Origin of the sequence: Ruixingdingia sedimenti (genome assembly GCF_031432425.1) — a bacterium.
Taxonomy (GTDB): Bacteria; Pseudomonadota; Alphaproteobacteria; order Rhodobacterales; family Rhodobacteraceae; genus Ruixingdingia; species Ruixingdingia sedimenti.
This window is the reverse complement of sequence record NZ_JAVKPH010000008.1, coordinates 111,247-135,996: the sequence shown is the minus strand read 5'-3', so window position 1 is coordinate 135,996 and position 24,750 is coordinate 111,247. Positions and strand designations below refer to the sequence as shown.

Here is a 24,750-nt window from a genome sequence, read left to right as displayed (position 1 = left end):
AAGACCCAACCCGTGACGTCCGTGACAGAGTTCGTGCTGATCCGCCATGCGCCCGTCGCGGGGGTGACGGGGCTGACCGGGCGGCGGGATGTGGCCGCGGTGCTGCCGGATGCGGGGGCGCTGGCCGCGGTGCGCGCGGCGGCGGGGCCGGTGGGGCGGGTTCTGGTCAGCCCGGCGCGGCGGTGCCGCGACACGGCGGCGGCGCTGTTTCCCGGCATGGCGGCGGCAGAGGACGCGCGGCTGTGGGAACAGGATTTCGGCGCATGGGAAGGCGCGGTGCCCCCCGACCTCGGCCCCCTGCCGCGCGCGGCGCTGGCCTCCCATGCCCCGCCGGGGGGCGAAAGCTTCGCCGACCTCTGCGCCCGTCTGGCCCCCGCGCTGACGGGGGCCGCGCAGGGCGGGCGGGTGGCGGTGGTCGCCCACGCCGGCACGGTGCGCGGGGCGCTGGCGCTGGCGCTCGATTCGCCCGCCGCCGCGCTGGCCTTCGAGGTGGCGCCGCTGTCGCTGTCGCTGGTGCGGGCGTTTCCGGGGCCGGTCTGGTCCATCGGCTATGTGAACCGGATCGCGGGATGAGCTTTGCGGGCGCGATGCTGGTGGCGATGGCGGTGGATGCCGTGCTCGGCTGGCCCGGCCGGCTATACGCGCGCATCGGGCATCCGGTGACATGGATCGGCGCGCTGATCGCCATGCTGGACCGGCGCTGGAACCGCATGCCCGCGTCCGAGGCCCGCCGCCGTATCGCCGGGGTGGCCTGCGTGCTGGCGGTGCTGGCGGCGGCGGTGATCCCCGCCGCGATGGTGCAGGCGGCGCTGCCCGGGGGATGGGCGGGGGCGGTGCTGGCCGGGTGCCTCGCCTGGCCGCTGGTGGCGCTGCGGTCCCTGCACCAGCATGTCGCCGCCGTCGCCCGGCCGCTGGCGGCGGGGGATCTGGCGGGCGCGCGGACGGCGGTGGCGCAGATCGTCGGCCGCGACCCCGAGCGGCTGGACGAAGGGGGCGTGGCGCGGGCGGCGCTGGAAAGCCTTGCCGAAAACGCCTCCGACGGCATCGTGGCGCCGTTGTTCTGGGGGCTATTGTTCGGCCTGCCGGGGATCGCGGGGTACAAGGCGGTCAACACGCTCGATTCGATGATCGGCCACCGGACGCCCCGGCATGCGGCCTTCGGCTGGGGCGCGGCGCGGCTGGACGATGCGGCGAACCTGATCCCGGCGCGGCTGACGGCGCTGGTGCTGGCGCTGGTGTCGGCGCGGCCCCGGGCGGCGCTGGCCTGCATGGGGCGCGATGCGCGCCACCACCGTTCGCCCAACGCGGGCTGGCCCGAGGCGGCGATGGCCGGGGGCCTTGGCGTGCGGCTGTCGGGCCCGCGCGCCTATGCGGGCGGGGTGGCGGCAGAGCCCTGGGTGAACGCCGGGGCGCGCGACCCGGGGGCAAGCGACATCGCGGCGGGGCTGGCGGTCTACCGGCGCGGGATGGCAGTGCTGGCGGGCCTGCTGGCGGTGGCCGTGGCGGCGGGGGTCTGAGGCACTACTGTGCCGTGATCCCGATACGGCGGTGACTGGCCAAGCGCATCGGCAGCCGGTTCCGTCGCTCTGACTGGCGAAGGCACGTGCCTTCGCCATAGCGATGCCCTCGCCGCTGCTCCCGCGGGCGCTTCTCGCGCCACGGGCGGGGGAAACGCAGTGCGTTTCCTTACCCCGCCCGGCCCACGCCCTACCGCCCCCGGGTCCAGCCATCCCCCGCCGGCCGCAACCGCACGGCCAGCGAGACCGCCGCATAGGCCGCGAACCCTACCGGGTCGCGCAGGGCCAGCCGCGCGAGGCCCCCCGCGCCGAGGGACGCCTTGCCCTCGTTCGTCAGCAGCTCGGGCCAGCGGGCCGCGATCTGGCGCACGCCCGCGTCCTGCCGCCGCCGCACGCGGACAAGGCGGGCGAAACCCTCGACCATCGGCCAGCCATAGGGGGCGGGGACGCCGATCCGTTCCGCGGGGGCGAACAGCAGCCGCACATAGGTGTCGTCGGAAATGATGTCGGGAAACGCCCCCCACCGCGCCCGGCCCGCCGCATTCACCGCGAAGAACCCGAACCCCGGCGCGGCAGAGGCCATGAAGGGCAGCCGCGTCCAGAACCGCGCATAGGCGCGGGTCAGCGCGCCGCGCGCGCCCACCACCGGCCGACCGCTGGCATAGGCGGCCCCCGGCCGGTCGAGCGCCGCCACCACCTGCGCCAGCAGCGCCGGGCCGACCGTCACATCGGCGTCCAGATAGGCGCGCATGTCGCCCCGCGCCACCGCATCGCCGTGGTTGAGCGCGTTCATCTTGCCGCCCTCGGCCAGGTCCAACACGGTGAAGCCCCATCCCCGCGCCGCGGCCTGCGGGGCGAAACCCTGCGCCACCGCCACGGTATCGTCGCGGCAGGCGTTGGCGACCACGATCACCTCCACCCCCCCCGCCGGGTCGGAGGCCAGCAGCGCACGCAGGCAGGGGCCGATCCATCCGGCCTCGTTGCTGGCGGGCAGGATCACGCTCAGCACTATTGCGGCCCCGTCAGCGCCGTCCAGCGCGGCGAGCTGTCGGCCAGATGCCGCATATGCCCCCAGCTTCCCCATTTCGACGCCTGCGACACATCGACGAAGGCGTTGAAGGGCGCATCCGTCACCGCGCGCCAGCCTTCCAGCAACTGGGTGTAGAGCGCACCCATTTCCGGCGTGTAGTTCAGATGGGCAAAGAAGGCGCCCAGTTCCGCGTCATCCACCTGCGCGCCGAGGCCGACGACATGCGTGCCCCCCTCGTACATCACCAGTTGCAGCCCGTGTTCGGCGGCCACGCGGGCGTGATAAGGCCAGACCTCTGCCACCAGCCGGACGATGCTGTCGCCGGGATCGCCGCTTTCCGCACCGTCGCGCAGTTCCGCCGCCGCCAGCGCCACGGCGGTGTCGAAGCGGTGCGCCTCGACCCAGGCGTCGCGCGCGGCGCCGGTCAGGCCCTGGCCGTCCGCCGCCGATTCCGCCGCCGCGCGGGATGCGGCCAGCCAGCGGCGCACCATCGGGGCCTTTTCGTCGCCGCCGAGCGCGCCGCCGAAATACCCCGTCACCGCATAGGCATCGAACCCGTCGGCGGGAAGGCGGTTCACCCCGGGGTTTTCGGCCACCCACAGCGGCGCGTGCAGCATGTCCTGTTCCAGCCCCAGCCAGCCGGTATGGGTGGTGATCACCCGCACCAGCCGGTCGGGGGCGGCGCGGCCGAAGACCTCGGCCCAGATCGTGGCCACCTCCATCGCGCGCAGGGCGTAGAATTGCAGCCAGGCGTGTTCGCGCCCCCAACGCGCGCGGGCCTGCTGGTCGGCCCACCGGGTCTGGCCGAACTGCCAGTTCCAGACCTCGTTGGAATATTCCACCCAGGCGCGCAGATCGGGGTCCAGCCCCGCATGCGCCAGTTCGGCCATGCGGCGGGCCAGCGCGTCGTCGGCCAGATGCGGCACGGTGAACCAGGCGTCGGCGTGAAGCTCGTTCGCCAGCGCCACCATCGTCTCCATCGGCACGCCGCGCCAGCCCCAGGTGTAATCGTCCGGGCGCGGCAGGTCGGCCAGCGTGGCATGGGGGGCGTTGTTGGTGCCCATCCAGTCCATGAACCGCACCAGCCGCACCCCCCGGATCCGTTCCAGCCAGCGGGGGTTGAAGATCCGGCCCGCCTCGTAAAGCGCGATCCGGTCCTCGCGCACCACGCGGATGTCGCGGATCGGGTCGGCGGGGTCCGTCGCCTCCAGCCGGATCGCCACCACGCCTTCGCCGGGGGTGGCGTCGAACCAGATCTCGCCCGGCCCGCTGCGCACCGTCTGCGCCCGCCCGCCGACGCTCAGGCGCCCCTGGCCGGCATAGGTCAGCCGATAGCGGCCGGCGGCGTCGGCGGTGTCGGGCGGCAGGTCGGTGAGGATGAACGCCTCCAGCGCCGAAACCTCGGGCGGGATGGCGCGGGGCCAGCCGTTGTCGTCCAGCCATCCGCCCGCCGCCAGTTCGGCATGCCCCCATCCGCCCCACCGGCCATGCAGGTGCCCCGTCCAGGGCCGGGCGGTCTTGAACAGGTCGAGGAAGGGCAGTTGCGGCGTCCAGTCCGCCACGCCGTTGAGCCCGAAGGCGAGGTTGGGGTTCAGCACCCCCGGCAGGGCGGGGGCGGGAACAGCCGGTTCCGCGGCGGCGGCGACGGCCACGGGGGTGGCGGCATCGGCAGCCGCAGCGGGCGGCGGCGCGGGCGGCGCGGGCAGGACATGCGCCGCCTGCGCGGCCTGCACCGCCGCCTGCATCGCCCGCGCCATCGCCACGTCCACCGCCCCGTCGCGTGCGGCCCATCGGCGCAACAGCCGGGGCGGCAGGCCCTCGGGGCTTTGCCCGGAAAGGCTGGCGAATACGGCATAGGCGGCCAGCGTCCGGCCCCGGTCGTTCGCCAGCCCCTCGGGCCCGTAAAGCCCCCAGGGCAGATCGAGCGCCCCCGCCCCCCGGTCGGCCAGCTGCACCAGCGCCTGCGCGGCGGGCACCAGTTCAGGCACGGGCTCGCCGGGATGCGCGGCGGCATGGGCCAGCGCCTGCCAGGCGGGCAGGTCGGCGGCGATGCGCCCGCGCCAGTCCGCCCCGGCCGACAGCGGCGGCCAGCCCTCGACCACCAGCACCCGCGCGCCTGCCGCCGCGGCGGCCAGCCGGGCGATGGCCTCGGCGGTGCCGGGGGCCTGCGGATCCTCGGGCAGGATCACCAGCGCGGCGGGCGGATCCGCGGCGATCTGCGCCGCCACCGCCTCTGCCGCCACCGTCAGCGGCATGTCGGGGGCGGGATCGGTCACGGCGATCTCTATCCCGCGCTGGCGCAGCGCCTGTTCCACCATGGCGGGCAGGCCGGGGCCGAACAGCCCCTGCCCCACGAAAAGGATACCGCCCAGAAGCCCCAACAGGTTCATGCCGTTCCTCCCTTGCCCCCGGGGCCTTTCCCGATCCGCCGCACGCCGCGCGGGCCGCAGCCGGCCACCGATTGCGCCGCGCCGGGCACCCGCCCCGCGCAAAGGGCAGACAGGTTCATGCCGTTCCCCTTCTCGCCGCCGGGCACCGCCCGGTGATCCGCCCGCGCGCCGGTCATGCCGCCATATCCCCGACGCCGGTCAGGGGCGTCGTGCGCACCACATCCCACACCAGCCGCTGCATCAGCGCCGCAGCCTCTGGCGAGGGGGCATCCGCCGGGGTGCCGTCCGCGCGCAACAGGGCGTGGGGCAGGCCCTCGGGGCTGCGGTGGTAAAGGACGGCGTAATGCACCAGCGCCACCAGATAGGCGCCTTGGTCGTTGAAATGGATCATGTCCTGCGCGCCGCTTTCCTCGCGCGCGAACAGGTCCTCGCGCCGTGCGAGGCCGGGCACGGCCCCGCCGCCCTCGACCGTGCGCACCACGCGGGCCATCGCCTGCCCGGCGGGGATCAGGTGGATGGGCCCGCCCACCCCCTGCCGCGCCAGCGCCGGGCGCAGAACGCCGCCGATCCAGTGGCGGTCCAGATCGGTGTCGAGGCGGTCCAGCCAGCCCTCGGGGTCGTCCAGCCGGTGCCATGTCTCGTAGAGGTATACCCGCACCGCCGGATTGGCCGCCCGCGCCCGCGCCGCCCACCGCGCCAGCCACAGGGGGCTGTCGAAATATCGCAGGGCATCGCGGATTTCCACCATCTCGGTCAGGACCACCGCGTCATAGGCGCCGCTGTCGGTGGCCTCTGGCGCGGGGCGGAACCGGGGATGGGCGTTTTCGCGGTCGTACCCGCCGATATCCGCCGCCGGGCCCCAATGGGCCTTCAGCGTGGCGCCCCAGCCCAGCTGGCTGTGATGGCCATGCCCGGGGGGGGCGAGCTGTTCCAGCATCGCCGGCATGTCCCGCCCCACCAGACTGTGGCCCAGATGATAGACCCGCATCGGCCCGTCGGGTGGCGGCAGGGGGTCGGCATAGATCGCCGCAAAAGCCGCGGGCGGCAGCGGGGCCGGGCGCAGGCGCCGCAGGCCGAACCAGCCCGCCACCCCCGCCGCCACCGCAGCGATGGTTCCCCCCAGCACGATCCGCCGCCGCATGCCCTGCGCCCTGTTCCGTTTGTTTCACCGGCGACAGGATGGCCTCAAAGCGCGGCGGGGCCAAGGGGCAAGGCGCCGTCGCGGGCAATTGCGACCGCCGCCAGCACCAGCCCGCCCCGGAACGCGAACCGCCCGGGCAGTTCCGCCCCTTCGGCAAAGGGCCCCGCCGGGCGGCAGAAACGCAGCGTAAAGCTGCCCGCCGCGAAATCGAGCGTCACCAGCGCCTCGGTGAAGGCGAGCCAGGCCCCGGTCAGCGGGAACTGCGCCTTGAACGCGGCCTCCTTGGCGGCAAAGACCGCGCGGGCCAGCCGCAACCCGTCGCTGCGCGCGGTAAGCCAGGCGCGTTCCTCTGCCCGGCAGACGGCGGGCAGCAGGTCGGCGGGCATGGGCGCGTCGGGTTCGGCGTCGATGCCGATGGCGTGGAAACCGGGCGCGGGGGCGACGGCGGCCAGACAGACCGGGCCGGTATGGGTCAGGCTGCCGACCACGCCCGCAGGCCAGACCGGCGCGCGCCCCGGCCCCACCGGCACCGCCACCGGCGGCTGGCCCATCAGCGCCAGCGCGCGGCGCACCGCCGCCCGCCCGCCCGCGAATTCCCGCTGCCGCCGCGGCACGGCGCGGCCCGGATCCTCGCCCGGCAGGGGCGGGGGCGGATCGTCGCGCAGGTCGAACCCGGCCACCGTGACCCGCGGCGGCAACAAGAGCGCCAGCGCCGCCGCCGCCAGTTCCGCCCGGACACCCGCCCCGGGGCTGAGATCCGCCGCCATCATGCGCCGGTCCGCGCCGCACGCAGCGCCCGGCGGCGCGACATGGCATCGGCCCGCGCCTGCGCGCGGTCGGCGGTATCCGCCGGATCGTCGGCCGCGGGCCTGTCGTCCAGATGCGCGGCCAGCGCCGACAGCGTGGGAAAGCGGAAGATGTCGGTGATCGACAGTTTCGTGCTGTTCAGCGCCGCGCGGATTTCCCGATGCGCCTGCACCGCCAGCAGCGAATGCCCCCCAAGGGCAAAGAAGTTGTCCTTCGCCCCCACCTGCGGCACGTTCAGCACCCGCGCCCAGATCGCGGCGATGGTTGCCTGCACCCCGTCCTGCGGCGCCTCGTAGGCCGCCGTTGCGGGCGCGGGGGCGGCCTCTGACGGGGCGGGCAGGGCCTTGCGGTCCACCTTGCGGTTGGGGGTCAGCGGGAAATCCGGCAGGGCCACGATGGCGGCAGGCACCATATGTTCGGGCAGCCGCGCCGCAAGTGCACCACGCAAGGCCACCGGATCCGCCGTCGCCGGGGTGACATAGGCCACCAGCCGCGGATCGCCCGCCACATCCTCGCGCGCCAGAACCACGGCCTGGCGGACATTGGGCTGCGATTCCAGCGCCGCCTCGATTTCCCCCAGTTCGATCCGGTAGCCGCGGAGCTTGACCTGATGGTCCGCCCGGCCGAGGAAATCGAGCCGCCCGTCCGCCCGCCAGCGCACCAGATCGCCGGTGCGGTACATCCGCCCCTCATGGAACGGGTCGGGCAGGAACCGTTCCGCCGTCAGGTCGTCGCGCTGCCAATAGCCGCGCGCCACGCCTGCGCCCCCGATCCACAATTCGCCCGCCACGCCCACGGGCACCGGGCGCTGCGCATCGTCCAGCACATACATGCGGGTATTGGCGATCGGGCTGCCGATATTCGCCACGGGTTCGGCCGCATCGGCGGTGGCGGTCGAGGACCAGATGGTCGTTTCCGTCGGCCCGTACATGTTTTCCACCGTCGCGGGGCCCGCCTTCGCCAGATCGGCCACCAGCGCGCCGGGCAGCGCCTCGCCCCCGATCATCAGGTGGCGCACCCGCGCCAGCGCCGCGCGGCTGTCGTCGTTCATCGCGATCATCCGCGCCATGGACGGCGTGCATTGCAGATGCGTCACCCCGTGGCGCAGGATCTGCGCGGCGATGGAATAATCGCCCTCGGCCAGTTCCGGCCCGGCATTGGCGCGGCGCAGCACCTCTGCCAGCGGGTAAAGCCCTTCCAGAACCGTTTCGCGCGGGATGCCGTAGTCGATCAGGCAGGCGATCTCGTCCACCCCGATGCGCTTGAGCTGTTCCACCCGGTCGAGGCAATCGTCCACCGTGCCGAACAGGCCCGAATCCTCGAAATACCGCAGGAAGGCGAAATCGAGGATGCCTTCGAGTTCATCCTCGGTCAGGCCGCGCAGGTCGATTTCGGCCGGGTTGGTCACGCCCTGCGGTTTCTTGAACGCCGGGAAGGCCCAGGCATATTGCTTGATCAGCCCGGCGGCGGACCGCAGGTAATCCTTCATCGGGCCGCGCGCGGTGCGGCGCGCGATTTCGCGGTCGCGGGCGACATAGGTGTGCAGCATCAGCGACACCGTGAAGCGCGCCGGGTCGTGCCCCGCCTTGCGCAGCGCGTCGCGGTAGAGCGCGATCTTTTCGCCCACTTCCTGCACCGACTGGCCCAGAAGGTGGGTCAGGACGTTCGCGCCCACCTCGCCCGCCTCGCGCCATGTGTCGGGGTTGCCGGCGGTCGTGACCCAGATGGGCAGTTCGGGCGATACCGGGCGGGGTTGGGTGGCCACCTCGAAACTGCCCGTCGCGGTGGGGAAGGCGACCTTTTCGCCGCGCCACAGCCGGCGCACCTGATCCATCGCGTCGAACATCGCCTTGCGGTTGGCGGGAGGCGTGTTTTCCGGGCGCAGCACGAAATCGTCGGGCTGCCAGCCGCTCGCGATGGCAAGCCCCGCGCGGCCGTTGGTCAGGTTGTCGATCACCGCCCATTCCTCGGCGATCCGCGCCGGGTGATGCAGCGGGGCGACGACCGATCCCGCGCGCACACCGATGGTCTTTGTCACCGCCGCGACGGCGGCGCCCGTGACCGAGGGGTTGGGGTATGGCCCGCCGAAGGCATGGAAATGCCGTTCCGGCGTCCAGACGGCGCAGAAGCCGTGGGCGTCGGCGAATTTCGCGCCTTCCAGCAGCAGGGCGTATTTGGCGGGGCCGACGCCATCGTCGTTGCCCCAGTAGTACAGGCTGAATTCCATCCCCCGGTCGGACCCCATGCGCCCGCCCGACACCAGCGTGCGGTTTTCGTCGCTGGTCAGCACGACCTTGAACCCGCGCGCCAGCGTCCAGAAGAGTTCGAGCACAGAGATGTCGAAGGACAGCGAGGTGACGGCAAGCCACACCCCCGGCGGGTCGTGGCGGATGCGGGCATCCATGCCGGTGAAGAAGTTGGCGACGTTGCGGTGTTCGACCATCACCCCCTTGGGCCGCCCGGTCGAACCCGAGGTGTAGATCAGATAGGCCAGATCCGCGCCCGTCACCCCGCTGTCGGGATTGGCGATGGATGCGGTATCGAGCCGCGGGTCGGCATCCAGCGCCAGCACCTCCGCCCCATGCGGCGGCAGATGCGGGGCAAGCGCCGATTCCGTCACCACCACGGGGGCGGCGGAATCCTCCAGATACAGCGCGGTGCGGTCTGCCGGATAGGCCGGGTCCATCGGCACATAGGCCCCGCCCGCCTTGAGGATCGCCAGCGCGCCGATCAGCAGATGTGCCGACCGCCCGGTATGCAGCCCCACCGGCGTGCCGGGGCCGACGCCCATGTCCATCAGCACATGCGCGGCGCGGTTGGCGGCGGTGTTCAGCGCGCGATAGGTCAGTTGCGCGCCGTCGCAGACCAGCGCCACGGCCTCGGGCGTGCGGGCGGCCTGCGCCTCGAACGCCTGATGGATGCATTGATCGGCGGGATAGGCGGTGTCGGTGCGGTTCCACTGGTCGATGACCAGCGCGCGTTCGGCATCCGGCATGGGCGGCAGGCCGGCCACATCCGCATCCGGGTTGGCGGCAAGGGCGGCCGCCAGATGCGCCAGCCGCGCGGCCAGCAGGGCGGCGGCATCCGGCGACAGGCGGGTGGCGTCGTGGATCAGCGTGGCCCCCGCGGGCGTCAGGGCCAGCGTCAGGGCGCTGCCCGCCACCAGTTCCGCCGCGCCAAAGGCCAGCGCCAGCGGCGGCACGGTAATCCGGCCGATGGCAGGGTCGCGCAGCGGCAGGTCGGCGGCGAAACCGGGGGTCTTGCGCCCTTCGGCCACCGCGGCCTCGGCACCCGCGACCAGCGCGCCCGCCGTCCCCTCGGCGGGCAGGCGCAGCGGCGCCCAGCCGGAGACATAGCCCGGCGCCTGCGGCCCGGCGGCATCGGTCAGCGCGATGTCGCGCGCCCCACCCGCCCCCTGTGCGGCCAGCAGGCCGAAGGCGGCGATCAGGGCGGCCCGATCCGGCGTTTCGACGGCTTTCGCCACGGGTTGCGGCGCGCCCGTGGCGGGGCGGGCCAGCGGCAATTCGGCGGGCGCAAGGGCGGCCAGCGCGCGGCGGTGGCGGCCCTCTGCCGGGGTCAGGGCGGCGATGGCGGCAGTGATCGCCGCAGCATCGCGCCCCGTCAGGGCGGGCAGCATGTCGCCCGCCCGCGCGATGGCGGTGGGGCAGATGGCGTTGCCGTCGAGATCGCGCAGCCCGGCCAGCCGCACCGCGCCATCGGCGCAGCCGACCACCAGCCCGGCGGGGGTGGCGTCCAGCACCTGCCCCGGCGCGCCCGCGCCTTCCGCCATTTCCGCCGCACCCACGGCCAGCACCCGGCCCCCCGCCGCGATCTTGGGCAGCGCCAGCGGGTTGCGGTAGCGGCCGTGATCCAGCGCCCGCACCAGCCGCAGGATGGCGGCGGCCCCCTGTGCAAAGTCGATCCGCGCCGCGGCCTTGGGCCGGTCGTCGCGGGCATGGTAGCTGCGCTGCGTCAGGTCCTGCGGCCGGCGGCGCAGGGTGCCGGTTTCCAGATCGGCCAGCAGGCCCCCGAACGTCTCTATCGCGGCCTCGTAGCAGCGGGTGTTCAGCGTCAGCGCGCTATCCCCCGGCGCGATGTCGAATTCCGCCTGCGCGAGGATGTCGCCCTCGTCGATGCCGCCCTCGATCAGGTGCCAGGTGATGCCGTGGCGCGCCTCCCCTTCCAGCAGCGCCCAGACCGGCGCGTTCAGCCCCGCATGGCGGGGCAGCGGGCCATCGTGGAAGTTGATCGCGCCGCGCCGCGCCAGCCGCAGCAGCGCATCGGGGATCAGCGACAGGTTGGCAATGGAAAACAGCCAGTCCGCCCCGACCCCGGCCAGCCGCCCGGCCACGCCCGCATCCTGCGCCTCGGCGCGGATGCCCCGGCCCTCGGCCCAGGAACGCACCTCGGGCGCGCGGGTGATGACGGCGGCGATGGCATGGCCGCGCGACAAAAGCAGTTCGGCGCATTGGATCAACAGCGATTCGTTGCCGACAAGGATGGCGGAAAAGGCACTCATCATGGTCTCCGTGCCGGGGACTTCCCGGCGGTCTGCCGCGCGGGGGCGCGGCGCGGTTGGGTCAGGGCGCGCAGCCCTGCCTTGGCATCATGCACGATCAGGTCGCGCAGGAAATGCGGCGGATCGAGCCGGGGCCGGCCCGCGACCAGCCGCCGCGCCCGCCACACCAGCCCCCCCGCCACATGCGCCAGCGTCGCCGCCATGGCACCCATGGCCCCGTGGTTCTTGACGAAATAGTGCAGGCGGCTGTCGAGCCAGTATTGCGGGATCCGCGTCCAGCGTTTCATTCCCGTGGATTCCGACCCGATATGCGCGACCCGGCTGGCGGGGATGTAATGGGTTTCCCACCCGGCGCGGCGGGCGCGCAGGCAGAGATCGGTTTCCTCGAAATAAAGGAAAAAGGTCTCGTCGAAGAGCCCGATCCGGTCCAGCACCGTGCGGCGCATCATCATGCTGGCCCCGGCCAGCCAGTCCACCCGCGCGGGGTGGCGCGGCAGGGCCATGGGGACGGTATGGCGGGCCAGCGCGCGGCTGATCGGGCCGGTGCGGGCGGCGCCTTCCAGTTCGCTCCATGCCGAGGGGAAGCGGAAGGCGGTGGTGTGCGGGTCGCCCTCGGGGCCGTGGATGTGGCTGCCGGCAAAGCCGACATGGGGGTGCGCCAGCAGGTAGTCCAGCAACTGGCGGATCGCGTCGGGGGCGGGAAAGGCGTCGGAGTTCAGGATATAGACGAAATCGGGCTTTTCGCCGCCGGGCAGGCCCGCGCGGATCCCCACATTGTTGCCCGCGCCGAAGCCGCCGTTGTGCCCCGACTGGATGACGCGGACGCGGTGCCAGCCGCGGTCGGCCACCGCCTGCACCAGCGCCTCATACGACCCGTCGCCGGAATCGTTGTCCACGATGGTGATGGCGCCGGCGATGCCCTCCATCGCCGTCAGGCAGCATTCGGCGGCGCGCAGCGTCATCGGCGCGGTGCGCCAGTTGAGAATGACGGCAAGGACGGTGGGCTCTGCCATGGCTATTCCGCCGCCCGTGCCAGAGGGGCGGGGCGTTCGGCCGCCTCGATCGCCGCGCGCAGGCGGGCGGCGAGGACGCGGACGTTCGGTTCCAGCACCATCGAATCGTGATCGCCCGGCACCTCGATGACCGACAGGGCGGGGGCGAAGGGCGACCAGTCGTTGTCGGGGGTGACATATTCCCGCGCCGTACTGACCCACCGCCCGCCCGTGACCTGCCAGCGCCGGTCCAGCGGCGGGCGGAACAGCACCACCGGGGCGCTGCGCGGTTGCAGGCCGTAAAGCGGCAGCGCGGCGCGGAAGGCGGCCTCGATGGCGGCATTGTGGAACTGATGGCCTTCGGATTCGGCCGCGCCCTGTTCGGCGCGGCGGCGCAGTTCGGCCCGATACGCGCGCTTGGCGCGCAGCCATTCGGCGGCGAAGGCCGGGCCCTTTTCGCGCGCCTCTGCCAGACGGATCAGCAGCCGGTCGGCGCGGCTCAATCCCGGGCGCATCGGCAGGGGGGTATCGAGCAGCACGGTCAGCGCGACGGTTTCGCCCGCGGCTTCCAGCTGCCGGGCGATTTCCCATGCCGTCAGCCCGCCGCCCGAAAAGCCGCCCACAAGGTAGGGCCCCCGGGGCTGCACCTGCCGCAGTTCGGCAATGCAGTCGCGCGCGGCCTCTTCCAGCGTGCCATGGGGTTCCTGATCGCCGTAAAGGCCGCGCGCCTGAAGCCCGTAGAACGGCCGGTCATGGCCCAGAAGCTGTGCAAGATGGCGCAGGTTCAGCACGTTGCCGAACATCCCCGCCACAAGGAAGAACGGCGTGCGCGGCCCGCCTTCGCCTTCGTGCATCGGGACAAGATGGGTGAAGCGGCGTTCGGGGGCCCGCGGCGCGTCGCCCGTGCCTTCGGCCACCGGGCCGATGCGCTGTTCGATCAGCGCGGCGCAGCGGGCGATGGTGGGGGCCTCGAACAGGACGGAAATCGGGAAATCGACCGACCACGCCTTGCGGATCATCGCGAACAGCCGCACCGCGATCAGCGAATGGCCGCCGAGGTCGAAGAAACTGTCCTCGACCCCCACGCGGTCGACGCCCAGAAGATCCTCCCAGAAGCCCACCAAGGTGCGCTCGATGTCGTTGCGGGGGGCGGCATAGGCGCTGTCCAACTCGGGGCGCTGGAACTTCTGGCCCGCCGCAGCTTCGGCCCCCGCCCCTTCGCCCGCCTGCCGTTCCAGCGCGTCGAGCGGCATGGACGACACGATGACCTGCGGCAGGCCCAGGGCCAGCGCACGGTGGAAGGCGTCGGCGCCTTCCCCGGGCAGGATGCCCTGGGTCAGGTTGTGGCGCAGCCGTTCCTCGGCGGGCGAGGGCGGGCGGGCGGCGCCGGTTTCGGGGAACTCCAGTTCCCGCGCATCAACGCGCTGCGTCAGGGTCAGCGCGCCGTCCAGCCGGCGGATGGTGAAGCCGTGAACCTCGACACAGACCTGCCCCGCGGCATCGGCCAGCGTCACGTCGAAACTGGCGAAGGGGCCTTCGGCGGTGTTGTCGGTGGCGTTGCGGACCCAACTGTGGATCTCTGCCGGCAGGGGCCGGTGCACGGTGACGCGGGCATAGCTGACCGGCACCCACAGATGCGTGGGGTGATACCCCGCGATCAGCCGCATCGCCCATCCGGTCGCGATATCCATCAGCGCGGGGTGCAGCGTATAGCCCGCCAGTTCGGCGCGGAAGGCATCGGCCAGCACCAGCCGCGCCAGCCCCTCGCCTTGCCCGAAACCCATGCGGCGCAGCACGCGCCAGCGGGGGCCGAAGGTCAGGTGGTCCTCCTGCGGGGACCGGATGCCCTGCGGATCCTCTGCCACGCCTTCGGTACAGCGGGCGGCGATGGCGGGCAGGTCCAGCGGCGCGGGGGCGGGGATATGGCCAAGCGCCAGCACCGCCTGCGCGTTCAACTGAAAGCCCCGGCGGCCATCGGCCTGCACATCGCTGCGCAGTTCGAACCCATAGCCTTCGTCCCGCCGGGCAAGGCGCAGGCGCAGGGCGCGGGTTTCACCTTCATCCACCGCGAGGGGGCGGAAGAAGTAAAGGTCGCGGATCTCGAACGGGCCGGTTTCGCCCTGCGCGCGCAGCGCCTCTGCCGCCAGTTCCAGATAGCCGGTGCCGGGGATCAGCGCCGCGCCGGATTTCAGGCGGTGGCCGTCCAGCACCCACCGATCCGCCACCCGCCAGTCGGCGGTGTAAAGGCGATGGCCCTCGGCGTCGAAGGTCGCCACGTCCAGCAGCGGCTGGCCTGCGGGCGTGCGGGGCGCGGGGGCGCGTTCGGCCAGTGCCTCTGCCGCCATGCCGACGCCGGTCCAGATGCCCCAATCCAGCGCCAGAACGCGCGTGCGCCCGCCCTGCCGGCTTTTCGCCCAAGCGTTCAGGAATTCGTTCGCGGCGACGTAATCCACCTGTCCCGCAGGCGCGATGACGGTGGAGGTGGAGGAAAACACCACCATCAGGTCCAGATCGCCATCGGGAAAGACGCCGGCCAGAACCTGCGTGCCGTGGACCTTGGGGGCGAACACCTCTTCCACGCTTGCCGGGCCCTTGGCCAGCAGGGGGCCGTCATCCACCACGCCCGCGGCATGGATCAGCACATCCACCTTGCCAAACCGCGCCTCGGCGGCCGCGCGGGCGGCGCGCAGATCCTCGACGTTGCAGACATCGGCGGCGATAACCTCGACCGCGCCGCCGAGCGATTCCAGCCGTTGCAGGGCGGCGATGCGGCGGGCCAGCGGGTCGCCGGGGGGGCTGTTGCGCAAAAGCGCGGGCCATGCGTCGCGCGGGGGCAGCGGGCGGCGGGCCAGCAGCACGATCCGCGCGCCGTGGCGGGCGATCAGGCTTTCGGCGATGGACAGGCCGATGCCGCCGAAACCGCCGGTGATCAGGCAGACCGCGCCCTGTTTCAGCACCGGCGCATCCGCCGCAGGCAGCGCCACGGGGCGGTGGGTCAGTTCGTACCGCCGCTCGCCGCGCAGCGCGGCCGACAGGGTGGCGGGTTCGGCCAGCATGTCCTCCAGCACGCGGTCCGCCAGCCGGTCCAGCGCATCGCCCCTGGGCCGCCGGTCCAGCGCCACGTCCAGCACGGCGCAGGTCACGCCCGGCAGTTCGCGCGGGATCACCCGCAGGGGGCCCGTGGCGGTGGCCTTTTCCGGGTAGGGCAAGGGTTCGTCGCGCACCTGCGCGGCGCCGTTCGTCACCATGGTCAGATGGATCGGCCGGGGCAGGCTTTCGCCCTCGATCGCCTGCGCGAGGAACAGCAGCGAATAGAACCCCTGTTCCTGAACCCGGTGAAAGAACGACGATCCGGGGCGGAAGCTTTCGTCCGCCGTCAGCAGCCAGAAATGCGCCACCCGCTGCGGGGCAAGACCGCGCGCGACCAGATCGCGGATCAGCCGGTCGTAATCCTCGCGCCCGCGTTCGGGGGCGAGGGTATAGGCATGGTCCGACAGCCGCGCGAAACCGTCGCCCGCGCGCACCTCGACCACCGTGTGCCCCGCCGCGCGCAGCCGCGCGACGGCGCGCGCCGCCACCCCGGCGGTATCGGTGAACACCAGCCAGCAGAGCGGCCCTGCCTCTGCCAGCCCCGCCGCGTCGATTTCCACCGGGCAATCCACCGCGCGGGGGCGCCAGACGGGGCGCCAGCCCCATGCGGCCACATCGTCGCTGCGCATCGGCCCGTCGGGCGCGTCATCCACAGCGCCCTTGCCGGGTTCGATGAAATAGCTCTGGCGCTGGAAGGGATAGGTCGGCAGCGGCACGCGGTTGCGCCGCGCCTCGCCCCAGATCGGGGCCCAGTCCACCGGCACGCCAAGCGCCCACAGACGCCCCAGAAGCCCGAGGAAATAGACATCATCCGCCAGCGCCTGATCCGGGTGACGCAGCGAGGACAGCACCTGATTGCCCGGCACCCCGTTGGCCTGCGCCAGCGACGACAGCGCCTTGCCCGGCCCGACCTCCAGATACACCCGGCCCGGTTCGGCCATCAGATGCGCCATGCCTTGCGCGAACTGCACCGTGCCGCGCAGATGGGCGACCCAATAGGCGGGGTCCGTCGCCTCTGCCGCCGTCAGCGGCTGGCCGGTGCGGTTGGAAATCACGGGCAGGCGCGGGGCAGACAGGCGCATGCCGCGCAGGTGGTCGCCAAAGCGTTGCAGGATGGGTTCCAGCATCCGCGAATGGGCGGCGATGTCGATCTGCACCCGCTGCGGTTCCACCCCATCCGCCCGCAGCCGGGTTTCCAGCGCGTCCAGCGCCGCCCTGGGGCCGCTGATGACGGTCAGGTCGAGGGCGTTGACGCTGGCCACGTCCAGCCCCTCGCCCAGCATCGGGCGCAGGCTGTCCACCGCCAGCGGCACGCTGAGCATGCCCCCCGGCGGCACGGTGTCGAACAACTGGCCGCGCAGGTGCACAAGGTCGATGCAATCCTCGAACCCCATCACCCCGGCCAGACAGGCGGCGGTGTTTTCGCCCATCGAATGGCCGATCAGCGCCGCGGGCTTCACCCCCCAGCTGATCCACAACTGCGCCAGCGCGTATTCGGCGATCATGATCAGCGGCAACTGGACCGAGGGGCGGAGCAGCGCCGCCGCCGCCCCCGCCGCCCCTTCCCCGGGCAGCCACAGCGCGCGCAGGTCGTGCGGCAGCCGGGGCGCGAGGTGGTCGAGGCCGCGGTCCATCCATTCGCGGAACACGGGCTCCGTCTCATAGAGGTCGCGCGCCATCCCGGCATATTGCGCGCCCCCGCCGGGGAACATGAACACCACCTCGGGCCCGTCGCCCAGATGGGTATGGGTGAACACCCGGCGCGGGTCGCCATCGTCCAGCAGGGCGGCGGCTTCCTCATGGCTGGCGGCCACCAGCACCCGGCGGCGTTCGAACGCGCGGCGGCCCTGTTTCAGCGTCCATGCCACATCGGCAAGCGGCTGTTCGGGATGCGCGCGCAGATGGGCGGCGAGGTTCTTCGACGCCTCGTCCAGCGCCGCCTTGTTGCGCGCCGACAGGACCAGCAGTTGAAAGGGCCAGTCGCTTTCGCCCGAAGGGGGGCGCGCGGGCGGCTCTTCCAGCACGGCATGGGCATTGGTGCCGCCGACGCCGAGGCTGTTGACCCCCGCCCGCCGGGGCGCGTCAAGGCGCGGGAAGGGCGACAGCCGGTCATTCACGCGGAAGGGCGAGGTGTCGAAATCGATCGCCGGGTTGGGGGATTCGTATCCCAAGGACGCGGGCATTTCCCCGTGGTGCACAGCAAGGCTCGCCTTGATCAGGCTCGCCACCCCCGCCGCGGTATCCAGATGGCCGATGTTGGTCTTGACCGACCCGATGCGGCAGAAGCCCGCCTTGTCCGTGCTTTCCCGAAACGCCTGCGTCAGCGCGGCGACCTCGATGGGGTCGCCCAGATAGGTGCCGGTGCCGTGGCATTCGACATAGCCGATGGTGTCGGCGGGCACAGCCGCCACCCCATGCGCCTCTGCCACGCAGCGCGCCTGCCCGTCCACCGAAGGCGCCAGATACCCCGCCTTGGCCGCGCCGTCGTTGTTCACCGCGGTGCCCTTGACCACGGCCCAGATGTGATCGCCATCGGCAATCGCATCCTTCAGCCGCCGCAGCACCACACAGCCCGCGCCGGACCCGAACACCGTGCCTTGCGCGCGGTGGTCGAAGGCATGGCAATGGCCATCGGGGGACAGGATCTCGCCGTCCTCATAGAGATACCCGCGCGCATGCGGCAACTCGATCGTGACGCCGCCCGCCAGCGCCATGTCGCATTCGCCGTTCAGCAGCGATTGCGCCGCCACATGCACCGCCACAAGGCTGGTCGAACAGGCGGTCTGGATGTTCAGGCTCGGCCCCCGAAGGTCGAGGATATGGCTGACGCGGGTGGACAGGAAATCCTTGTCGTTGCCGGTATGCCGCAGCAGGAACATGCCGGTCGAACGTACCAGATCGGGGTTGGAGCAGATGTTGAAATAGAAATAGCTGCCCATCCCGCAGCCGGCAAAGACGCCGATCTGGCCGGGAAACCCTTCGGGCGGATGGCCGGCATCCTCCAGCGCCTCCCACGCGACCTCGAGGAACTGGCGGTGCTGCGGGTCCATGATCGCGGCTTCCTTGGGGGAAAAGCCGAAGAATTCCGCGTCGAACCGTTCGAACCCGTCCAGCGTGGCGGCGGCAGGGACATAGTTGGGCTGGCGCATCCTCGCGGCCGATTCGCCCGCGGCGCGCAGGTCGTCGTCACCCAGCCGCCGGATGGATTCGATGCCGTTGCACAGGTTGTCCCAATAGGCGGCGACACTGCCCGCGCCGGGCAGATGCGCGGCCATGCCGACGATGGCGATGTCGGTGTCGGAAACGGGGGGCAGGGGCACGGCTTGGGTCATGAAACTGTTTACCGGATGGATGAAGGCTAGGGCTAAATCGAAAGATTGTCCAAAATATGGTGCGGATCAGGCCCCGGTGCCGCGGCATTCGGGCACAGCCAGCGGGGGCGGCGGGGGCAGCGGTTCGGGCCGGTCGGAGCGGCGGCGCAGCACCCAGTCATAGACCGCTGCCACCTGCGCGGCCTTGCGGTCCCAGGTGAAGTGATCCAGCACCCGCGCGCGGGCGGCGGCCCCCATCGGGGCCAGCGCGGCCGGATCACCGGCCATGCGGGCCAATGCATCGCGGAACCCCGCCACGATGTCCGCCCGCGGCCCGAGCGGCACCTTGACCCCCGTCTCCGGCACCACCAGTTCCGCCGGGCCCGCGTAATCCACGATCAGCGGCACGAGGCCGAGCGCCATCGCCTCCAGCACCACGCCGCCGCCGAATTCGCGGATCGAGGGGAAGGCCAGCACCGCACAACCCGCCGCCACGTCCTGCACCGCCCCATGCGCCAGCCAGCCGTGGAAGGTGACGGCCTCCGCCACCCCCAGGGCCGCCGCGCGGGCGCGCAGATCCGGCAGCATCGGCCCGTCGCCGATCATCTCCAGCCGCAGCCGCCCGTCGCGCAGCAGGGGCGCCGCGGCCTCCAGCAGCATGTCGGGGCCCTTGTAGGGCACCATCCGGCCGATGAAACAGGCGCGCAGGGGGCCCGGCGCCGGCGCGGCGGCGCGCCAGAACCGCGCCGGGTCGATCCCGTTTTCGGGCAGCCAGATGCAGCGCCCGCGATGCCGCGCCGGTATATCCGCCCCGGTATGGCGCGAGCCCACCAGAATCGCATCCGCCGCCAGCGTCGCCCCCGCCCCCGGCAGCAGCCGGTAGGCGCGCCGCAGCCGCGACAGCCATTCGCGTTCCTGCGCCATCTCGGCCTCGAACCCCTTCGGCCAGGGCACCCCGCCGTTCAGCGGGCCCAGCACGAAGGGCACGCCCGCGGCCTGCACCTTGCGGACAAGATGGCTCGGCACCGTGGGGCTGAGCGGCGTGATGCGGTGCACGAGATCATAGCGCCCGGCCCGGATGTCGGCACCGAAGCGGCGCCAGACGAGATGTTCGAACCACGGATAGGTGATGGCGCCGATGGCCTGAAGGATGGTCCAGCCCTTGCCCTCGCCCATCCGCAGCGCCTCGCCCAGCCTCCACATCGGGCGGGCGACGGCCTCGCTGTCGATGGCGGTGAAGTCGCGCCCCTCGACAAGGCCCGCGCGCAGGATCGCCTCGCGGTTGCGGATCTGGGTGACGAGATGGACATCCGCCACCCCCCGCAGCGCCTGCGCCAGCGACCAGCCGACCAGCGGCACGCTCACCCATTCGGGGTTGGCGGCCTCGGCAATGGCCAGCACCCGCGGGCGGGCGGTCCGGTCGGCAGGGCGGGTGGTCATGGCAGGTCCTCGGTTCCGGGGATCCCCTTGCCGCAAGGATGCGGCGGCAACAAGGCACTGGCAAGCCACGGCAGGGGCAGTGCCGGTGGAAGACCGCGCGCCGGGGGCCAGCCCCCGGACCCCTGGGATATTTATGGACAGAAAGTGAAGAAGAAGCCGCCCTTCCTTCGGGAGGAGCATCGCTGGCTTCATCTTGCCCCAAATACTCCGGGGGTCCGGGGGCTGGCCCCCGGCGCGCCCGAACCACCCGGCCAGACGCCGGGCAAAGGGCAGGACACCCCGGGCCGGGGCTTGCCCCGGCGGGCGCCCCGGGGCTATGCAGCCTTGTCCCCCCGGGAGGCCCGCATGGAATTCCGCTTCGGCGCCGAGACGATCCGCGTGAACACCCCCGACGCGCCCGCCGCGCTGGCAGAGGCCGGGCGGCGGTTCGATGCGGGCGAGGGGTTCGCGCTGGCGACCCTGAACCTCGACCATCTGGTGAAGCTGCGCACCGATGCCGCCTTCCGCCGCGTCTATGCGGCGCAGGACATCGTGGTGGCGGACGGCAATCCGGTGGTGTGGCTGTCGCGCCTGGCGGGGCGGCCGGTGGCGCTGGCGCCGGGGTCGGATCTGGTGTTGCCGCTGGTGCGGCTGGCCGCCGCGAAGGGCGTGACGGTGGCGCTGGTGGGCAGCACCGATGCGGCGCTGGCGGGCGCCGCGGCGCGGCTGGAATCGGATGTGCCGGGCCTGCGCGTCGTGGCGCGGATCGCGCCGCCCTTCGGGTTCGACCCGGCGGGGGATCAGGCGGCGGCGGTGCTGGCGCAGGTGGCGGCCAGCGGGGCGCGGCTGTGCCTGCTGGCGCTCGGCGCGCCCAAGCAGGAAATGCTGGCGGCGCGCGGGCGCGATCTTGCCCCGGCGGTCGGTTTCGCCTCGGTCGGGGCGGGGGTGGATTTTCTGGCCGGCCACCAGCGGCGCGCGCCGGCCTGGGTGCGGCGGCTGGCGCTGGAATGGGTCTGGCGCATGGGGTCGAGCCCCCGGCGGCTGGTCCCCCGCTATGCCCGCTGCGCGGCGATTCTGCCGGGGCAGGTGCGGGCGGCGCTGCGGCTGCGGGCGGGGGGCTGAGGCTATTTGTACTCGATCAGCCCCGCCCGGCGGCGGCGCAGGCGGGCGAGGTGGTAGCCCAAGACCCCCTGCGCCTCGGGGAATTTGCCCAGGGTGGTGAAAAACGCGGCCTCCGCCCCCATCCGGCGCGACAGGCGCAGGACCTGCGCGGGATAGGCGAGCCACAGCAGCAGCGACCACGGCACCAGCACCAGCCCCGCAACCGGCAGCGCCACGCCCCACAGCAGCGCGCGGCGCGTCTCTGCCACCCAGTGGCGTTCCGGCCCCCGGCCATGCAGGGCCGCGCCCTCGGCAAAGGCATGGCCCGCGCGGCGGCTGCGGCGCCACCACTGGCCGAAGCGGGTCATCGCGGCATCGTGGAGCGTCATTTCCACATCCAGCCGCCAGACCTGCCAGCCCGCGCGGCCAAGGCGCAGGCACAATTCGGGTTCCTCCCCCGCGATCAGGTCGTCGCGATAACCACCCGCCGCCGTCACCGCCGCCGCCCGCATCAGCGCATCGCCGCCGCAGGCGCGGGCAAGGCCCACGGGCGTATACCATTCGCGATCGCAAAGGCGGTTGTAGACCGAGGCATCGGGGAACCGTTCGCGCCGCCGCCCGCAGGCCACCGCCGCCTGCGGATGCGCCACCAGAAAGGCCGCCGCCGCCGCGACCCAGCCCGGCTGCACCATGCAGTCGCCATCGACGAACTGGACGAACGCCGGCGGGTCCGCCGCCGCCATCGCCCGGGCAAGCCCCGCATTGCGCGCCCGCGCCGCGGTGAAGGGCTGGCCCATGTCCAGCGCCACCACCTCTGCCCCCGCCGCGCGCGCGGCCTCCACACTGCCGTCGGTGGAACCCGAATCGACATAGACCACCCGGCGCACCTGCCCGGCGAGCGAGGCGAGGCAGGCCGCCAGCCGCGCGCCTTCATTCCGCCCGATCACCACCGCATCAATGGCCGGATCGGCGCCAACCAAGGCATTTTCGTGCGAATCCATGCGGTTTCCCGGTCACAGCACCCGGGCAGAAGGCCCGGATCGGCGGCGCCACTTTCCCTGTTGGGCCTTGTCTGGTAAAGACTTCTTTGCTGGGCGGGGGCCCGGGCACTGGCATGTGATCGGGACGCGCGGCGTTCCGCGCTATGTCATGGCCCGGGCCCGGCCTGCTGCACAGGCGGGTTGGCGTCAACCGCGGGCCGCTTGCGCCGGGCCGCAGCAGGAAGGTGGCCGAGGCGATGGCAGACAGCTATCCACAGCCCGCCGTCAGGGGCGGCCGGATGGATCAGATCGACATGGTGAAGGACAGCGATTCCCCGCAGGGCGGCCGGTCCGGCATTTCGGTCTTCCGCTATCACCGCGGCACGCAGGACCTGCCGGCGGTGATCCGCCATGGCCGCCCGCGCGATCCCTTCGCCGGTGCGCTGATGCCGCGCACCGACCCTGCGCGGCGGTGGGAACAGCTGACCGCGATCCAGCCCGACCCGCAGCATCTGGAACGCCACCGCCTGCTGCCCACGGGCCACGAGGGCCCCGCCGCCACCCGGTTCGACATGCTGCGCACGCGCATCCTCCAGACGATGGAGGAACGGCAGTGGACGCGGCTGGCCGTCACCTCGCCCACCCGCGGCTGCGGCAAGAGCATGGTCGCCGCCAATCTGGCGCTGGCGCTGGCGCGGCTGCCGCAGGTGCATACGGTGCTGGTGGATCTGGAACTGCGCCACCCGGGGCTGGCGGATCTTCTGGGCGTGGCCGATCCCGGGGCGCTGCGCGACTATCTGACCGACGACCAGCCGCTCGAATCGCATTTCCTGCGCATCGGGGCGAATCTCGCGCTCGGCCTCAACGGCACGCCGGTGCCGGATGCGGCGGCGCTGTTGCAGGCGAGCGACACGCGCGAGGCGCTGGAGGCGATGCAGGAGGCGCTGGAGCCCGACATCGTGATCTACGACCTGCCCCCGGCGCTGGCGGGCGATGACGTGATCGGCTTTCTGCCGGCGGTGGATTGCGTGCTGCTGGTCGCCGACGGCACCCGCACCCGGGCCGAGGACATCACCGCCTGCACCCGCCTGCTGGAAGGCCGCACCCCCGTTCTGGGCGTGGTGCTGAACCGGGCAGAGGAACCGGGGCAGGCCCGCTATCGCTATGACGCGCGCTAGGCCGCGCAGGTATTGGAACGAGTTGCATGGGAAACATCCAGACGCTGCAAGACCTGATCGGCATGCTGCGCCGCCGCTGGCTGCTGATGCTGCCGATCGTGCTGGCGGGGATGGCGGTCAGCCTGTGGGTCGCGCTCGGCCAACCGCGGACGTATGAATCGGTCGCGGTGATCCAGATCGACGCGCTGACCACGGCGGGGGCGCCGGGGGATCCGGCGGCGGCACAAAGATTGCAACTGATCGAACAGCGCCTGTTCCAGCGCGAAAACCTGCTGGCGCTGATCGACCGGCACGGGCTGTTCCGCGACGGTGCGCCGCTCAGCCCCAATGAACAGGTGGCCGCGCTGCGCCAGGCGGTGACATTGCAAAGCATCGCCCCCACCACGCCCGGGCCGACGCAGGGGGTATCGGCGCTGCTGATCACCGCGCGGCTTGGCGATCCGGTGCTGGCGGCGGCGGTGGCCAACGACCTTGCCGAACAGGTGCTACGGCTGAATTCCAGCCGCGAGGCGGAACGCATCCGCGAAACGCTGGAATTCTATCGCGCCGAAGAGGGCCGCATCAGCGCGGAAATCGCCACGCTGGAGGCCGACCTGACCCGCTACAAGAACGAGAACCTTCAGGCGCTGCCCTCTGCCGCCGCCAGCCTGCGGGAAGAATCGATGCGGCTGGACGACGACCTGCGCGCGCTGGACCAAAGGGTGCTGGAACTGACCGGCCAGCGCAGCGCGCTGGAGGGCGAGCGACCGCTGCGCGCGGTGATCCAGCGGCAGATCGACACGTTGACGGCCCAGATCGCGGTGATCGACGACCAGCGCATGATGATCCGCAACCGGCAGGGCGAAATCGCCGCGATCCTGGCGGGGGTGCCGGCGGTGGAAACGATGCTGGGCAGCTATGACCGGCGGCTGGACCAGTTGCGCGAACAATTCGCCGTCGTCACCCGCCGGCTGGCAGAGGCGGAGACCAGCCAGCGGCTGGACGCCAGCGAACAGGGCCTTCGCTTCGTCATGCTGGAACGCGCGGTGGAACCGGACTATCCGCTGAGTTCGGGGCGGCGCAAGACGGCGGTGTTCGGCACGGCGGCGAGCCTCGCGCTGGCGCTGGCGGCGGCGCTGGCGCTGGAACTGCGCAACCCGGTGCTGCGGACGGCGGGGCAACTGGAACGCGCGGTGGGGATCGTGCCGGTGGTATCCATTCCCTACGTCCAGACGCCGGGCGAACGGCGGCGGCAGCGCGCCCTGCGGACGACCGGGCTCGCGCTATTGGGGGCGG

Annotated in this window: 15 protein-coding genes; 5 read left to right on the top strand and 10 right to left on the bottom strand. The window is 72.4% G+C overall.

Annotated features, from left to right (window positions below; genetic code table 11):
• The first annotated feature begins 12 nt into the window (after positions 1-12).
• Complete coding sequence (locus RGD00_RS09580) at positions 13-573, top strand: histidine phosphatase family protein (protein ID WP_310457100.1); 561 nt, start codon at positions 13-15, stop codon at positions 571-573.
• Complete coding sequence (cbiB, locus tag RGD00_RS09575; protein WP_310457099.1) at positions 570-1,517, top strand: adenosylcobinamide-phosphate synthase CbiB; 948 nt, start codon at positions 570-572, stop codon at positions 1,515-1,517. The genes RGD00_RS09580 and cbiB overlap by 4 nt, the downstream gene beginning before the upstream one ends.
• A gap of 190 nt (positions 1,518-1,707) precedes the next feature.
• On the opposite strand, the gene RGD00_RS09570 is transcribed toward cbiB, so the two are convergent.
• The 9 genes from RGD00_RS09570 to RGD00_RS09530 form a co-directional block, all read right to left on the bottom strand.
• A complete protein-coding gene (locus tag RGD00_RS09570; RefSeq protein ID WP_310457098.1) occupies positions 1,708-2,526 on the bottom strand; it encodes a glycosyltransferase family 2 protein in 819 nt (272 codons plus the stop codon).
• The gene (locus RGD00_RS09565) at positions 2,526-4,937 is read right to left on the bottom strand and encodes a hypothetical protein (RefSeq protein WP_310457097.1); all 2,412 of its coding nucleotides are present in this window, start codon (positions 4,935-4,937) and stop codon (positions 2,526-2,528) included. The genes RGD00_RS09570 and RGD00_RS09565 overlap by 1 nt, the downstream gene beginning before the upstream one ends.
• Positions 4,934-5,056, bottom strand: coding sequence for a hypothetical protein (locus RGD00_RS09560; RefSeq protein WP_310457096.1), 123 nt, complete (start codon positions 5,054-5,056; stop codon positions 4,934-4,936). The genes RGD00_RS09565 and RGD00_RS09560 overlap by 4 nt, the downstream gene beginning before the upstream one ends.
• 53 nt (positions 5,057-5,109) lie before the next feature.
• The gene (locus RGD00_RS09555; RefSeq protein WP_310457095.1) at positions 5,110-6,078 is read right to left on the bottom strand and encodes a hypothetical protein; all 969 of its coding nucleotides are present in this window, start codon (positions 6,076-6,078) and stop codon (positions 5,110-5,112) included.
• A 44-nt stretch (positions 6,079-6,122) separates the two neighbouring features.
• Positions 6,123-6,848 (bottom strand): 4'-phosphopantetheinyl transferase family protein, encoded by a 726-nt coding sequence (locus RGD00_RS09550; protein WP_310457094.1) that lies wholly within the window; start codon positions 6,846-6,848, stop codon positions 6,123-6,125.
• A complete protein-coding gene (locus tag RGD00_RS09545; protein ID WP_310457093.1) occupies positions 6,845-11,404 on the bottom strand; it encodes a MupA/Atu3671 family FMN-dependent luciferase-like monooxygenase in 4,560 nt (1,519 codons plus the stop codon). The genes RGD00_RS09550 and RGD00_RS09545 overlap by 4 nt, the downstream gene beginning before the upstream one ends.
• On the bottom strand, positions 11,404-12,417 hold the full coding sequence (locus RGD00_RS09540) for a glycosyltransferase family 2 protein (RefSeq protein WP_310457092.1): 1,014 nt from the start codon (positions 12,415-12,417) through the stop codon (positions 11,404-11,406). The genes RGD00_RS09545 and RGD00_RS09540 overlap by 1 nt, the downstream gene beginning before the upstream one ends.
• Positions 12,418-12,419: 2 nt before the next feature.
• Positions 12,420-18,818, bottom strand: coding sequence for a type I polyketide synthase (locus RGD00_RS09535; protein ID WP_310457091.1), 6,399 nt, complete (start codon positions 18,816-18,818; stop codon positions 12,420-12,422).
• Positions 18,819-18,884: 66 nt separating this feature from the next.
• Positions 18,885-20,237: a glycosyltransferase family 4 protein gene (locus RGD00_RS09530; RefSeq protein WP_310457090.1), complete on the bottom strand. Its 1,353-nt coding sequence runs from the start codon at positions 20,235-20,237 to the stop codon at positions 18,885-18,887.
• 345 nt (positions 20,238-20,582) lie between these two features.
• Between RGD00_RS09530 and RGD00_RS09525 the strand changes: the two genes are divergently transcribed.
• Complete coding sequence (locus tag RGD00_RS09525; RefSeq protein ID WP_310457089.1) at positions 20,583-21,338, top strand: WecB/TagA/CpsF family glycosyltransferase; 756 nt, start codon at positions 20,583-20,585, stop codon at positions 21,336-21,338.
• Positions 21,339-21,340: 2 nt separating this feature from the next.
• Here RGD00_RS09525 and RGD00_RS09520 read toward each other — a convergent pair whose 3' ends face one another.
• Positions 21,341-22,318, bottom strand: coding sequence for a glycosyltransferase family 2 protein (locus RGD00_RS09520; protein ID WP_310457088.1), 978 nt, complete (start codon positions 22,316-22,318; stop codon positions 21,341-21,343).
• A 278-nt stretch (positions 22,319-22,596) separates the two neighbouring features.
• On the opposite strand from RGD00_RS09520, the gene RGD00_RS09515 reads away from it, so the two are divergent.
• A complete protein-coding gene (locus tag RGD00_RS09515) occupies positions 22,597-23,475 on the top strand; it encodes a CpsD/CapB family tyrosine-protein kinase (protein WP_310457087.1) in 879 nt (292 codons plus the stop codon).
• Between the two features lie 26 nt (positions 23,476-23,501).
• On the top strand, positions 23,502-24,750 hold a 1,249-nt coding region (locus RGD00_RS09510), incomplete at its 3' end, for a GumC domain-containing protein (protein WP_310457086.1).